11 protein-coding genes are annotated in these 15,256 nt (G+C 43.8%); 8 read left to right on the top strand and 3 right to left on the bottom strand.

Features of this window, described 5'->3' with window-relative positions; all coding sequences use genetic code 11:
* Window positions 1-868 precede the first annotated feature (868 nt).
* The 5 genes from BMX95_RS02625 (at window position 869) to BMX95_RS02605 (ending at window position 7,285) form a co-directional block, all read left to right on the top strand.
* Window positions 869-1,510, top strand: coding sequence for a TetR/AcrR family transcriptional regulator (locus tag BMX95_RS02625; protein WP_081198974.1), 642 nt, complete (start codon window positions 869-871; stop codon window positions 1,508-1,510).
* Window positions 1,500-2,861: a TolC family protein gene (locus tag BMX95_RS02620; RefSeq protein WP_081198975.1), complete on the top strand. Its 1,362-nt coding sequence runs from the start codon at window positions 1,500-1,502 to the stop codon at window positions 2,859-2,861. Before BMX95_RS02625 ends, BMX95_RS02620 begins: the two co-directional genes overlap by 11 nt.
* A gap of 30 nt (window positions 2,862-2,891) precedes the next feature.
* The gene (locus BMX95_RS02615) at window positions 2,892-3,947 is read left to right on the top strand and encodes an HlyD family secretion protein (RefSeq protein ID WP_081198976.1); all 1,056 of its coding nucleotides are present in this window, start codon (window positions 2,892-2,894) and stop codon (window positions 3,945-3,947) included.
* A 135-nt stretch (window positions 3,948-4,082) separates the two neighbouring features.
* Window positions 4,083-5,630 (top strand): DHA2 family efflux MFS transporter permease subunit, encoded by a 1,548-nt coding sequence (locus BMX95_RS02610; protein WP_081198977.1) that lies wholly within the window; start codon window positions 4,083-4,085, stop codon window positions 5,628-5,630.
* An 833-nt stretch (window positions 5,631-6,463) separates the two neighbouring features.
* Complete coding sequence (locus tag BMX95_RS02605) at window positions 6,464-7,285, top strand: SDR family oxidoreductase (protein WP_081198978.1); 822 nt, start codon at window positions 6,464-6,466, stop codon at window positions 7,283-7,285.
* 316 nt (window positions 7,286-7,601) lie between these two features.
* Here the strand turns inward: BMX95_RS02605 and lysS are convergent, their stop codons facing one another.
* From lysS to BMX95_RS02590, 3 genes are all read right to left on the bottom strand, one after another.
* Window positions 7,602-9,128 carry a lysine--tRNA ligase gene (gene lysS / locus BMX95_RS02600; RefSeq protein ID WP_081198979.1) on the bottom strand — a complete coding sequence of 509 codons (1,527 nt, stop codon included), beginning with the start codon at window positions 9,126-9,128 and terminating at the stop codon, window positions 7,602-7,604.
* Between the two features lie 69 nt (window positions 9,129-9,197).
* Window positions 9,198-10,079: a flavin reductase family protein gene (locus BMX95_RS02595; protein ID WP_081198980.1), complete on the bottom strand. Its 882-nt coding sequence runs from the start codon at window positions 10,077-10,079 to the stop codon at window positions 9,198-9,200.
* Window positions 10,080-10,090: 11 nt separating this feature from the next.
* Window positions 10,091-11,101: a fumarylacetoacetate hydrolase family protein gene (locus BMX95_RS02590; RefSeq protein ID WP_081198981.1), complete on the bottom strand. Its 1,011-nt coding sequence runs from the start codon at window positions 11,099-11,101 to the stop codon at window positions 10,091-10,093.
* 243 nt (window positions 11,102-11,344) lie between these two features.
* On the opposite strand from BMX95_RS02590, the gene BMX95_RS02585 reads away from it, so the two are divergent.
* Genes BMX95_RS02585 through BMX95_RS35610 form a run of 3 tightly spaced genes read left to right on the top strand, consistent with a single transcriptional unit; the run spans window position 11,345 to window position 15,069 of the window.
* Window positions 11,345-12,592 (top strand): serine hydrolase, encoded by a 1,248-nt coding sequence (locus BMX95_RS02585; protein WP_081198982.1) that lies wholly within the window; start codon window positions 11,345-11,347, stop codon window positions 12,590-12,592.
* Window positions 12,593-12,596: 4 nt separating this feature from the next.
* On the top strand, window positions 12,597-13,757 hold the full coding sequence (locus BMX95_RS02580; protein WP_262493565.1) for a glycoside hydrolase family 9 protein: 1,161 nt from the start codon (window positions 12,597-12,599) through the stop codon (window positions 13,755-13,757).
* Window positions 13,678-15,069 carry a glycoside hydrolase family 9 protein gene (locus BMX95_RS35610; RefSeq protein ID WP_262493566.1) on the top strand — a complete coding sequence of 464 codons (1,392 nt, stop codon included), beginning with the start codon at window positions 13,678-13,680 and terminating at the stop codon, window positions 15,067-15,069. Before BMX95_RS02580 ends, BMX95_RS35610 begins: the two co-directional genes overlap by 80 nt.
* Window positions 15,070-15,256: the final 187 nt, after the last annotated feature.

Below are 15,256 nucleotides of genomic sequence, written 5' to 3'. Positions count from 1 at the left end.
CTTAGAGAAGCCGGTTCATACCCTGATATTATTAAATGAGAACTAAGTGACTGTGTTATAACCTACGCTCAGCTTCTTACATCCTTTCTTCACTATAGCCTGGAACCAGGTTATAGTTACAGCATGCATAGATACAAGAACTGGTGTAAAAACACCAATGAAACGATAATACGTTTCTTTTATTATGCGGTATCAATAATTTTTAATTCCTCCAGCATTATTTTAATTTAACAATGTTCGTGCGCTGAATGGGCGCGGGTTTCAGCGATTTTAGGCCCTGTATAATCAAGCTCCAACTGCATGGGGCCGGTCAACTTCACATCAGGTTTTTCGGCTTTTCGTGGAACAGTCAAATTTCTGGGATTGGGCGATTATCCTTTTGGCCATCAACAAAAAGTTTATTAGCTTAAGTAACTACCATTCCTGTGCATTCTCCACGGAAATAATAGAATCTTCATTCAAAACACCCGTTTTACTACCCCCTTATAGACCTTATAGTGATATGTTGCCTCTATGCATCCTCGATACCTCCTCATTGGCATGTCTTTGAGTTCACCATGATGTCGCTCTTGCGTGTCCACCCTCGAGAATTCAATTAGGTAGCATATACAATGGATTGGGAAAAACCAGTGCCGATGGTAGGTCGCTTGTTATTGAATTGTTATCGGAAGCCCCTTTAACCAAATCCTCTTCCGGTTCCTAAGTTAGCTCATCATCTTTAAAATCAATTGTGTAAGGTCATGTGCCGGGGCAGCTTCAGGTGGTCAATACAAATAATTGCAACAACGTTTCTGGAAAAAGTTATTTAAACGTTTGTTTAATTTAAACGTTTGTTTAATTTTGTGTCTCCAAAAGAAAGAGGTTACAAATGTCACTCACGGAAAAAGTAGATAAAAGAGCACACATTCTCTCGGTTGCAGAGGAGCTGTTCGCAGAAAATGGATTTGATGGGACTTCTGTGCGGGATATAGCGCAACTAGCTAACGTAAATCTTGCCATGATCTCTTATTACTTCGGTTCAAAAGAAAAGTTACTGGAAGCATTGATCGAAGACCGGGCCGGGTATACGCTGGGTATTTTAGAAGAGCTAAGTAAAAATCAAACACTTACTCCCTGGCAAAAGATTGACCATTTTGTTGATTTTTATGTAGAAAAGATCCTGAACAATTTCAGGTTTCATTGTATTATGTCGCAGCAATACAATGCTACCCGTTCGCCGGAAATAAAAGAACTGCTCATCAATATAAAAATGCGAAACCTGGACCAAATAAAACAGGTAATAGCAGAAGGCCAAAAGAAAAAGGTCTTTAGAAAAGTAGATGTTGAATTAACGATGGCCAGTGTTTTTGGTACCATGAACCATATCACGAATTCGAAAGCCCTGTATTGCCGGCTAATGAAAATTGATGATACCGATGATGCCAGTTACCGGAAAAAAATTTCACCGCGGTTAAAGACCCATTTAAAACAGATGTTGCGGGCGCACCTGGATATAAAAAATGAAGAATAACATTTATAATATAGAACGCATGAACTTTACAAAGAAAATAGTATCGGGACTAGCCTTATTACTAACCATTTTTTCTGCACAAGCACAAACCAGAACCATCAGCCTGGAAGAAGCAATAAGCCTGGGTGTGCAAAACAGCAAACAATTAAAACTGGATCAAAATAAAATTGAACAGGCAAACTCACAACTGGAGCAGGCCAAGGATGAAACAATGCCTACTGTAAAAGTAAGTGCAGCGTATAACCACGCGCTTATGTTACAGAGAAGCTTTGCTATTCCTTCAGATGGCGGCGGTGACCCCAAAGCCATGAAGTTCCCATTCGATAACACTTTGTACCAGGGAACCCTTAGTATCAATGAACCCATTTTTGCACAGGGTCGGTTTCGTTATGCCAAAGAATCAGCCAACATCCTGATCCAAAGCAGCAAACTGGATTCGGAAAAGGATAAAGACGAGATCGTATACAACATCATCGGCGCCTACATCAACTTCTACAAAGTTCAGCAGAACCTGAAGATCGTAGCGCAAAATATGGAAGACGTTGATCAGAAATTAACGGAGATCAAAAAATTCGAAAACCAGGGACTGGCTACCAAAAATGATGTGTTGCGTTTTCAATTAGAGAAGTCAAATATTCAAATACAACAAGTAGAACTGGAACACACCCTTAAAGTGGTGAATTATAACCTGGATATCTTGCTGGGTCTGCCTGAAAATACAATGGTACAGGTACAGGATGTGGTTTATAAACTGGACATTACCGAAGGCGCGGATGTTTACATGAAGCAGGCCCTGCAAGATAGAAAGGAGTTTGGCTCTTTGAGCTACCAGGATAAACTGGCCGATATCAACATCAAGAAAATTCGCGATGAAAAATTACCAACCCTTGGCGTTGGCGGTAGCTTATACTACATCAACCCAACCAAAGCATTGATCCCCAAAGGTGCTACTTACCTCGCCCCATTTGTAGTAGGTATTAATGCAAGCTGGGATATTACCGGTTTCTTTAAAAACAAGAACAAAGCAACAGAAGCCAGTATTCAAAAGCAGGAAGTAACCGCTACCCGCGACGTATTGACCGATCAGGTGAAAATGGATGTGAACAAATCCTACACCCAATATCATCAAACACTGGAGAAGATCAAATTACTGAACGATGCTGTGGTACAGGCTACAGAGAATGAAAGAATTACCGAATCGAAATTCAAGAATAACCTGGTTACTACCACCGACCGTATTGAGGCGCAAACCCTGTTGTATCAAACGCGTTTGAATCTGGAGCTGGCAAAAGCAGATGCTACCGCCGCTTATTATACCCTTTTGAAAACAACCGGACACATTCAACCCTAACCATTTAAAAAAGCATTAAAGAGATATTGTATGAACGACGTTAAAAAGAGCAGTAAAGGAAAAAAGATCATTTTCCCTGTTATCCTGGGTCTCGTATTAGTAGGCGCCCTGGCGTTTACAGCCAAAGAATATTTTTATGGCCAAAGCCATGAAGAAACCGATAACGCCCAGCTCGATGCCGACATCAGCCCGGTAGTTACAAGGGCAACCGGTTATATTAAAGATATCCGTTTTGTAGATAATCAGTTTGTACATGCAGGTGATACCCTGGTTGTATTGGATGACCGTGATTTCCAGATCAAGTTGCAACAGGCCCAGGCTGCCCTGGCAGTTGCCAAACAATCAGTGAACGTATCGCAATATGCAGTGAACGAAGCTAAAACAGGCATTGCTACTGCACAGGCGAATATTGAAACAGCAAAAGTACGTGTGTGGAAAGCTACTGAGGATTTCAAACGTTACGAAGCATTGTATGAAGATCATGCCATCACCAAGGCGCAGTATGATGCTGCCAAAGCCGAAAAAGATGCAGCAGAAGCTGCTCTGCGTGTAGCTCAAACCCAAGTGCCAGTTGTAAGTGAAAAAGTAAGCACCAACAAACAACAGGTGAATGCTACCGCTTCCAACATCGGTTTGCGCCAGGCAGATATTGATTATGCCAAACTGCAATTGAGCTACACTGTTATTACAGCTCCTACAGATGGTGTTATTTCAAAGAAAACCATTCAACCAGGTCAATTGGTACAGGCTGGTCAGGCATTGTTCTCAATTGTAAATGACAATGGGTTGTATTTAACTGCCAATTTCAAAGAAACCCAGATTCAAAATATCAGGATCGGTCAGGCGGTGCATATCAATATAGATGCATTCGGCGATCACCCAATAAACGGAACGGTGGAATCATTTGCTGGTGCAACCGGCGCCAAGTTCTCTTTACTGCCTCCTGATAACGCTACTGGTAACTTCGTAAAAGTTGTACAACGGGTACCTGTACGTATTAAACTGGATAAAACAGATAAAGAATTCATTAATCGCTTACGTCCTGGATTAAGTGCCAAAGTGGTAGTTGACACCAAACAGTCTTAATAGCTGTAAGCAATAAGCTTTAAGCTATAAGCAAATACAACTATGCCTTTCGCTTATGGCTTACGGCTTAAAGCATTTGGCTGAATGGTTTGAGGCGAAGTGAAAAGGATTAGGCTAAAAACAAATTAGTTTATTATGGCAGAACATGGATTTAGGAAGTGGATCATCACCATTACGGTGATCATGGCTTCCCTGCTGGAGTTGATCGATACGACGATCGTGAACGTAGCCCTGCCCGATATTATGGGTAACCTGGGTGCTACGCTCGAAGATGCCGGTTGGTTGGTTACAGGCTATGCAGTAGCGAACGTGATCGTATTGCCAATGTCGGGCTGGTTGGGTGAACGTTTTGGAAGAAAGAATTATTTTTTGGCCTCCATTCTCATATTTACGGTCGCCTCTTATTTGTGCGGACAGGCTAACTCGCTCACAGAGCTGATCCTGTTCAGGTTACTGCAAGGTTTGGCAGGCGGTGGTTTGTTATCAACTGCTCAGGCCATCCTGATGGAAACCTGGCCCCGTGAAGAGATTGGTATGGCAACCGCCCTGTTTGGTTTGGGTGCGGTGGTAGGTCCAACCCTTGGACCCACTATTGGTGGATACATCATTGATCATAAGGCCTGGCAATATATCTTCTATGTAAATATTCCTGTAGGCGCCATTGCTGCCTTTCTGGTATCGATGTTCGTTAGGGAATCGCCCATGTTTGCAAAGGGCAAACCAGTAGACTGGTGGGGCATTCTATTGCTGGCCATTGGTGTGGGCAGTTTGCAGGTAGTGTTGGAAAAAGGAGAAACCGAAGACTGGTTTCAAACACCTTACATTGCCGGGTTGACAATAGCGACCATTCTTTCCGGTATTGGTTTCGTATGGCGTGAGTTGAGCACCGATCACCCTGTTGTTGATTTTAGAATTCTGAAGGACCGAAGCTTCGCAATTGGTATTATTACCTCCTTTGCACTTGGCTTCGCATTATATGGATCGGTATTTATATTCCCGGTATTTTGTCAGAACCTGTTAGGGTTTACGGCCCTGCAAACCGGGATGATTCTGCTGCCGGGTGGTTTGGCAACTATTCTTTGTATGCCTTTTGTAGGCGCCATGCTGAAGAAAGGAGTGCCGGCACAGTTTATGGCAACTGGCGGGTTCTTCCTGTTTTTCATCTTCTGTTGGCTGCTGTCAAACAGCAACCTGGAATCAGGTACCGGCGATTTCTTCTGGCCGTTGATCATTCGCGGTATTGGTATGGCCATCCTGTTTGTACCATTGACCACATTGGCGGTACAGGGCCTGCAGGGTAAACAAATTGGCCAGGGAACAGGTTTGAACAATATGATGCGGCAGTTAGGTGGTTCCTTTGGGGTGGCCATTCTTACAACGCTCATTCACCTGAAATCGGGGCAGGTTAGAAATGAATTGATAAAGTATATCAATCCTTATAACCCGGCATATTTACAACGCAGGGATGGACAAATAGCCACCTTTATGAGTAAAGGCGCTACCCACATGCAGGCTCAGCAAATGAGCGACCGGGCCATGGAAGGGAATATTATAAAGCAAACCATGCTGGTGACCTACGACAATATGTATATGATCATCGGGGTATTTGTACTGGCTGCAATACCGGTTATTTATCTGCAGAAGTTCAAGAAGAAACCGGTCATCATTACTGATGCGCACTAAAAGAATTATTGGAAAACCCGTATATAGCTGGAACTACAAAAAGATCGCAGTAGAGAGATAGATGAGATAAAGGACCCAAAGACAACAGGTAAAAATAGACAGGTTGTAAGGTTATAGAAAGTAAGCTGAAACGTCTGAGGGTTCAAAGGATGAAAGTCCGGAAGGAGTAACCGCGAAAGCGGTCCGCTTCTTTCGGACTTTTGGTTAAGTAAAGTAGACCAATCTTTATTGAAAATTGAAACGGAGTCATTTATTGCAATCTCCCCCTCCTTCTGGAGGGGGCCGGGGGAGGCTGGGTAGGTATAAAAAGAAACAATCCCGGAGGTAATCCGGGACTGTCAAAAAGTTGTACTAAACCTTACCAAGAAGGAACAGGGTTCATCAGGAGGTACAAATTTTAAATCGTTTTCAAAGGATGCCTTGGATTCTAGCGGATCTGGATTTTGTTTTTGTCTTAATTGAATGATTCAAGAACTACGGTTTTCAGAACATTGGTTTTTACTGGTCTTTCTCTGGATCTTGGATTGTTCCCGATTTTATCGGGTTGGTTTTTCTGGATTGTTATTGGTTTTTCTCAGGATTTTTGGATCAGGTTTCTGATTTGGATATTGGTGTTCTTGTGAATCAATCAATTTAACGGTAGCAAACATATTGTTAAAATATCGACTTTGCAAGCGAATAAACGCTTGATTTGTAAATTTCAGAAATTACCTATGCAATAGTAAAACTACGTAATCGTGTAGGTGCTTATACTTCTAGTTTCAATTTAAGGCTGAATTAGAATAAATTGTAGGAGGTTTTACAATTTTTGATTCACGATAAATGAAAAGATCATGCCATTCAAAGGAAGAAAAGTACTTATAACAGGTGGTTCTCGTGGAATAGGAAAAGCGATTGCTATGCGTTTAGCAGCCGATGGTGCCGATATTGCCATAGTTGGAAAAACAGCAGAGCCTCATCCAAAACTCGAAGGGACCATACATACTGCTGCGGAAGAAATTACCAAAGCCGGAGCTGGAAAGGTTATTCCTATTCAGGGAGATATTCGCTATGAAGACAGCATTGAGCAGATTGTAAAAATTACTGAAGAACAATTGGGCGGTATCGACATCCTCATCAACAATGCCAGCGCCATTAATTTGTTGCCCACCGAACAAATGGAACCCAAGCGTTGGGACCTGATGCATGATATAAATGTCCGCGGTACCTTTTTTATGAGCAAAGCGTGTATCCCTGCATTAAAAAAGAGTACTAATGCGCATATCCTGAACTTATCACCACCCCTGACTTTAAACCCGGAATGGTTTGGCCGGTTTCTGGCGTATACCATCAGTAAATTCGGAATGAGTATGTGTGTGTTGGGGCTGGCAGAAGAATTAAAATCACATCGGATTGGGGTAAATGCCTTGTGGCCAAAAACCACCATTGCCACAGCAGCCATTCAAAATATTGTAGGGGGAGATATAATGGTGCAACGCAGCCGTAAACCGGAAATAGTAGCCGATGCTGCTTATTACATCCTGCAACGGCCAGGCGCAGAATGTACCGGTAATTTCTTTATTGATGAAGATATTCTGATACAGCAGGGTATTACTGACTTTACGCACTATGCGGTAAATCCTTCGCAAAAATTAATGCCGGATCTTTTCTTATAAAAGAACGTCCTCCCGATACAATTGGAAGGACGTTTAAGGTACAAGTCATGGCTACATGAGAGGAGGTTATTATAAGAAGCTCTGGGTAAAACAATTCCTTATGCGTAGTTGGCAATTACATTGCCAACTACGCATAATTTTTTAATTGACTATAAGTGGCAGTATTACGTATAATTAAAATATCAATTGTGTGATAGGCGTTTCCCTACGTGGGAATGATGTGTCCGGAAAGGGGAAGCATATAGCGAATCACTTTCGTAAAAAAGAACAGCCGATGCTTTTTAAACACCGGCTGTGAATATTATATAATTTCTTATTATTCTCCCGTTTTTTCAGGCCTCATCTGCGGGAACAACAGCACATCCTGTATGCTGGGTTGATTGGTCATCAGCATCACCAAACGGTCGATGCCAATACCAATGCCTGATGTAGGTGGCATACCGTATTCAAGGGCACGCAAAAAGTCATTATCGATATACATGGCTTCATCATCACCACGTTTCAACAGTTCGGCCTGTTCTTCAAAACGTTCGCGCTGATCGATGGGGTCGTTCAACTCACTGTAGGCATTGGCGATCTCTTTACCATTTACCATCAGCTCAAAACGTTCAACCAGCCCGGCTTTGCTGCGGTGCTTTTTGGTAAGCGGGCTCATTTCAACCGGATAATCGATAATGAATGTAGGTTGGATGTAATGCATTTCGCATTTTTCTCCAAACAGCTCATCTATCAGCTTTCCTTTGCCCATGCTGGCTTCGGTATGAATGTTCAGCTTTTTGCACACCTCGCGCAATTCGCTTTCGTTCATATTGCTTACGTCGAAGCCTGTATGCTCTTTAATGGCGTCGTATATGCTGATGCGCCTGAACGGCGCTTTGAAATCGATCTCTTTTTCACCTACCTGAACCTTTGTGGTATTATGCAGGGTGTTTGCGATCTTCTCGAACAATTGTTCGGTGATCTCCATCATCCAGAAATAATCCTTGTAGGCAGTATACCATTCCAGCACGGTAAACTCGGGGTTGTGCGTGCGGTCCATACCCTCGTTACGAAAGTTGCGGCTGAATTCATATACCCAATCGAACCCGCCAACGATGAGGCGTTTCAGGTACAGCTCATTGGCAATACGTAAATAAAAAGGTACGTCCAGTGCATTGTGATGCGTAATGAACGGGCGGGCAGCTGCACCACCAGGAATGGCCTGCAATACCGGCGTATCTACTTCCAGGGCGCCCTGGGCATTTAGGTAGTCACGGATGGTATTGATGAGCTGACTGCGTTTTAAAAACGTGTCTTTTACCGTTGGGTTAATGATCAGGTCAACATACCGCTGGCGGTAACGGAACTCAGGATCGGTAACCGCATCAAAGGTTTCGCCGTCTTTTTCCTTAACGATCGGTAATGGTTTTAACGACTTGGTCAGGAAGGTGAGTTCAGTAACGTGTATGGAAGTTTCGCCGGTTTTTGTAGTGAACACATACCCTTTTACTCCAACGATGTCACCGATATCAATCAGGTGTTTCCATACTTTATCGTACAGTGTTTTGTCTTCGCCCGGGCAGATCTCGTCGCGCTTGATATACACCTGAATAGTTCCGGTGCTGTCCTGAATTTTGGCAAAGGAGGCTTTGCCCATATCACGGAAGGCCATAATACGTCCGGCCAGACATACATCGGCAAAATCAGCTTTATTTTCTTCGCCCTTATATTCCTGCTTTATTTTTTCGGCAGTAATATTAACGGGGTAAAGCGGTGCGGGGTATGGATCGATACCCAGCTTTTGTAATTCCTGTAATTTCTCGCGTCTAATGATCTCCTGTTCAGACAAATGTTGTGTACTCATAATATTGCAAATGCGGCTGCAAAGTTAATATAATAAGGGGCAAGCACCAAGGCAGGGGCGGGAGCCGGTTTAGTTTAGTGCCAGCAAAACCTGCCAGGCTTCCTGAACCTTACCTTCGTTCAGCAATTTTTTGGCATAGGTATGTAGTTCGGCCTCCATTTCGTTGGGACTTACCGAGTAATACTGAAAAATGCTTTTTAGCTGTGCATCGTCAAAAGACGGGTCAATAACCGGCATTTCGTGCACATTGCCCAATTGAGCCAGGTTATTCCCGGTAAGAATTTTACTATTTTTAATGGGAACGGGCAGTGCATCGATGCCAATACCCAGTTTGGTATTGGGTTTTTCAACCATGAAAAGATTGCTTTCATCCACCTTGCAATACCAGTCGCCGCCAAGACGGGCCACATGGTGCAGCTTGCGTTGATCTATCATGCCGCTTTCATTCAGTATTTCATCGGCAATATGCATACGCAGCACCTCGCAAAGCACCAGGTTACCGGCCCCGCCTTCGGTGCCCAGGTGTTTTATTTCATGTACCCTGCATTCCAGTTTTACCTTGCTTTCTTTTACCATGGGTGGTTTTACCAGGGTGGCCGGTTCGGCAGTAAAACCCGCTTTGGTAAATTCGTTCACTTCTTTGGGGAATTCACAACTGGCCAAACTGGTTTGGTACACCATATCGTAATCAACAATGTTGATCACCACTTCAGGTACTTCCATTACATTTTGAAGGCTGTGTTTGGTGGTATTATCGCGCACCCGGCGGCTGGGTGAAAAGATCACCATGGGCGGGTTGCTGGAAAACATATTAAAAAAGCTGAAAGGACTCAGATTTATGTTGCCTGCGTTATCTATGGTACTGGCAAAACAAATAGGCCGGGGCGCTATTGCATGTTGCAGGTAGTTCTGCTTCAGTACTGGTGTGAGGTCTTTTAAATCGATGATCATATGGCAGGGAATTAAACTGATTTTTTTCTGGCCAATAAAGAAAGATCATCATCTTCTTCAACGACAGTGTTGCTGAGAATACCGAGTCCATCTACTTCCATTTCTACCACATCACCGGGTTGCAGCCATTGTTCCACGTAATTGGGATCGTTCAGTTTACCTGTGCCATTCAATTCTAAAAAGCAACCTGTGCCTACGGTACCACTGCCAATAACATCACCGGCATACAGGCTAACGCCATAGGAAGCTCTTTCAATCAATTCGGCAAAGGTCCAGTCCATATCCTTCATATTGCCATCGCTTACCTGGGTGCCATTTACCCGGCACTGCATACGCAGGTTAAAGTTTTTACCGGTATGGCCTGGTTTGGCAGGTACTTCAAAGGGTTCTAATTCATCTAAGGTAACCAGCCAGGGGCCAATTACGGTAGCAAAATCCTTACCCTTGGCAGGTCCCAGGTTCAACAGCATTTCTTCCATTTGCAAACGGCGGGCGCTCATATCGTTCATGATCATCAGACCGCCAATATATTCATCGGCCTCTTCAGCCCTGATGTTGCGGCCATGTTTGCAAACTACAATGGCTACTTCCAGTTCGAAGTCGAGTTTTTCAAAATGATCGGGCATACATTCAATGGCACCGGGTCCCTGAATGCTGTGGTGATTGGTAAAATAGAAAATAGGGTATTGGTCAAATTCGGGGATCATGGGCGCTTTGCGGTTACGGCGGGCTGCTTCTACGTGTTGGCGAAAAGCATAGCCATCCCGGCAGGAAGAAGGGTAGGGAACTGGGGCCAGAATATTGGCGCCCTCATACGCAAAGCCCTTGCTTTTAGAGATCTTGCCTTCTTTGATCATCATTTCACAACCCAGTGCCATTGGATAGGCATCTTCCCAATAATTCAGGAACATACTCATATTCTGGGGCAAATCGGGGTGTAAAGCTTCGGTATCGTATAGAAATCCGTCTACCAATATAGCTAAACGGTCATGGTCTTCATTAAGATAAGAAACAAGTTTCATGTATGGCAGTATTTATGGGGTGCAATTTAGGGTAATAAAGTAGGAAGTTGACAAGTTAACAGTTGATGGGTTGACAAGTTGAAAAGTGAGTGGTGAGCGGTGAGTGGTGAGTAAGCTCGCGAACTTTTAGATGTCCGACAATGTCGGAAGCTTACTCACCACTGACAACTGACTACTCACCCTTGCCGATTTATGCGGTATAAAAAATTACCGGGCGGTTTCAATTGTTTGTAACTTTTGCCCATGAAACAATTGGTGGTAGTAGCAGCTTTACTGGCAACTATTGGCGTAGCCCATGCGCAAAACAAAACGGATAAATGGCTTGAACAGATGATCCGCGATCAGGCCTCGCCCTTTTTGAAAGATGTTTTAAACCAGCCCGATACCTTTCATTATCAACTTATCTACACAAAGATCGATCGGGATAAAAACAATAAGCCCCATTTTACCAACTATTATTTCAGGGTGAACTGCAATGAATATTTTAATCCTGCCTCAATGGTTAAATTACCTACGGCGTTGCTGGCCCTGGAAAAGATCAATACGTTAAACAGGTATGGTGTTAACAAATACACTACCATGCTTACCGATAGCGCCTTCAGCCAGCAGACAAAAGTGAAATACGATAGCAGCGCAGCGAACTACCTGCCATCTGTAGCCCATTATGTAAAAAAGGTTTTTCTTGTCAGCGATAATGATGCCTACAACAGGTTGTATGAATTTGTAGGCCAGCAGCAATTGAATGAACGCCTGTGGCAAATGGGATATAAGGATACCCGCATTACACGCCGTTTTGTGACCATGAATGAAGATGAGAATCGCCATACCAATCCCATCAGATTTATGCAGGGCGACAGTTTGTTGTATGCCCAGTTGCCATTGTTCAACCCCGACCCGTTCGATTTTCATAAAAAGATACTGATAGGCCGGGCCCATTTTGACCGACATGATAGTTTGATAAAAGAACCCTTCGATTTTACCACGCATAACAATTTTCCGTTGGAAGATATGCAGCAGGTGCTGCAAGCCGCCTTATTTCCCGAGGCCACACCAGCTAAAAAACAGTTTCACCTCCAGCCCGATGACTACGCATTTCTGCATCGGTACATGAGTGAGCTGCCCTCAGAAAGTGATTATCCTCGTTATGATACCACCGAGTTTTTCGACAGTTACACCAAGTTCTTTATGTTCAAAGCCTGGCGCAGCAAAATTCCCGCTTATATGCGCGTTTTTAATAAAACGGGCTGGTCGTACGGCTTTTTAACCGATGTAGCCTATATCGTTGATTTCAAAAATAAAGTTGAGTTTATGGTCAGCGGCAATATTTATGTAAACAGTGATGGGGTTTTGAATGATGATAAGTACGAGTATGAAGAAACCGGGTATCCTTTTTTTAAGGAAGTAGGAAATATCATTTATCAATATGAGCTGAAACGGAAAAGAAAACACTCTCCCGACCTGAGCGCCTTTCAGTTTAATTATAGAAATTAAATGTATGCATAAGTACCGGCTTGCTTTTATTGTTTTACTGTTACACCTAACTGGTTTTACCGTTACGGCTCAAACGCAAAGCAGCTGGGTACGGATCAATTTACTGGGTTATAAACCCGGGAGTCCAAAGGTTGCAGTATGGTGCAGCAAGGAGAATATTACAATTACAGGTTTTTCGATTATTGATGCTGCCAGTGGAAAAACTGTGTTTGCCGGAAAGACCGGCAAGGCTTATGGCGGGTATGGTCCGTTTACGCAAACCCGTCGGTTGAATTTTACTGCATTTACAAATCCAGGCCGGTATATTATAAAAGCCGGCGAGGCTACTTCACCCGAATTTACCATTGGTGCTGATGTGTACAAAGGCGCGGCGAATTTCTGTTTGCGATATATGCGGCAGCAACGAAGTGGGTTTAATCCTTTCCTGAAAGACAGCTGCCATACGCATGATGGCTATACGTTATACGGGCCCATGCCCGATAGCACCCACATAGATGTAAGTGGTGGCTGGCACGACGCTTCCGACTACCTGCAATATGTAACTACTTCAGCCAACGCTACCTGGCACTTACTGGCAGCGGGGCGTGATTTTCCAGGTGCCTTTGGTGATGAACATTTGGCGAATGGTTTGCCGGGAAAAAATAACCAGTTGGATGTGCTGGATGAAGCCCGCTGGGGCCTGAACTGGTTGCTGAAAATGCATCCCCGTAGCAATTGGCTCTTTAACCAGATTGCAGACGATCGCGACCATCATGGGATGCGGTTGCCCAAAGAAGATAGTTTTTATGGCCGGGGTTTTGAACGGCCGGTTTACTTCTGTACTGCACAACCACAGGGTTTTGGGAAATATAAGAACCGGTCGACCGGACTGGCTTCAACGGCTGGCAAGTTTGCGAGTGCCTTTGCTTTGGGTGCTGTATTGTTTCAGGATACGCTGTTACAAAACCGGGCCTTATCTGCATGGGCTCTGGGAGTGGAGAACCCGGGCGTTTGCCAAACGGCACCGGGGCGCTCACCTTATTTTTATGAAGAAGACAACTGGACCGATGATATGGAGTTGGCCGGGGCTTCCCTTGCTGCTATGAATGCCGCTAAAAAAAAAATATGCAACGGCAGCCCAGGCTTATGCAAAAAAAGAGACAATAACGCCCTGGCTGGGCGCTGATACCGCCCGGCATTATCAGTGGTATCCGTTTATTAATGTCGGGCATTATGAACTGGCAAAATTATCTGTCGGCAAAGAGCGCACCTCATTGATCAGTTATTATAAACAGGGCATTGAACGGGTTTGGCAAAAAGCCCGGCAAAATGCCTTTTATCGGGGCATCCCATTTATCTGGTGCAGCAACAACCTCACCACCTCATTTGCCATACAATGTTATTGGTACCGGCTATTAAATGGCGATGCTACCTATGGCGAACTGGAACAGGCTTGTTTTGACTGGCTATTGGGTTGCAACCCCTGGGGCACCAGTATGATTTATGGGTTACCCGCGAATGGCGATACACCCACTGATCCGCATTCGGCTTTTACCCACCTGGGTCATTATCCTATAGATGGCGGACTGGTTGATGGACCAGTGTATGGGTCTATTTATAAAAGTTTGATTGGCATAACCCTGAATGAGCCCGATGAATATGCCGGCTTTCAAAGCGACCTGGTAGTGTACCATGATGATTATGGCGACTACAGTACCAATGAACCCACTATGGATGGTACAGCATCATTGGTTTATTTATTGGCTGCCAAAGAGATAGACAAGCCCAAACAAACAACCGTTACCTATGATCTTGGTGCCATTACCCGGGGAAACACCCATAAAAAACAATTGGCCCTTGTTTTCACCGGCGATGAGTACAGTGATGGGGCAGCCTATATAGCCCGGTTATTACAACAGGAAAAAACCAGGGCCTCCTTTTTCTTTACCGGTCGGTTTTATCGTAATGCTGGCACCAATAAAGTAATAGGACTGTTAAAAAGTCAGGGTAATTACCTGGGACCTCACTCCGATCAACACCCGTTATATTGTGATTGGAACCAACGTGACAGTCTGCTGGTTACGAAGCAGCAATTTGATCATGACCTAGCCAACAATTATACCGCAATGGCTGGGTTCGGCATTAATAAAAAAGATGCTTTATACTTTTTGCCACCTTATGAATGGTACAACGATTCCATTGCCGCCTGGACCAAACAACAGGGAATTCAACTGGTGAATTATACCCCGGGCACCTACAGCAATGCCGATTATACTACGCCTGATATGAAGAACTACCGCAGCAGCAAAGCAATATTAGATTCGATTATAAATTATGAGCAACGAAGTGCCACGGGATTAAATGGCTTTATTTTACTTATACACATTGGTACACATCCAGCCCGTACCGACAAATTCTATTACCAGCTTCCTGCCCTGCTTAACTATCTCCGCCAAAGAAAATATTCTTTGACCACCGTCAGTGATTTATTACAATAGCTAAAAAGTGTAGAAAAATTTCCCTAATGAGGATCATTATAATTTTTTATAACAGCCTGGCCAAACAATTTTTTACTGCTGGCTAAACATTTTTTCTGCTCGTGTGGTTATAAATATTGCATCAACTTTTCCAACTAAACGGTAGTACCCTGGCAAGCATTTATTTAAGACAGGATTAGCGCATAAA

The sequence above is a fragment of the Niastella yeongjuensis genome, from assembly GCF_900110245.1.
GTDB lineage: Bacteria > Bacteroidota > Bacteroidia > Chitinophagales > Chitinophagaceae > Niastella > Niastella yeongjuensis.
This window is presented reverse-complemented; position numbering and strand designations above follow the sequence as displayed.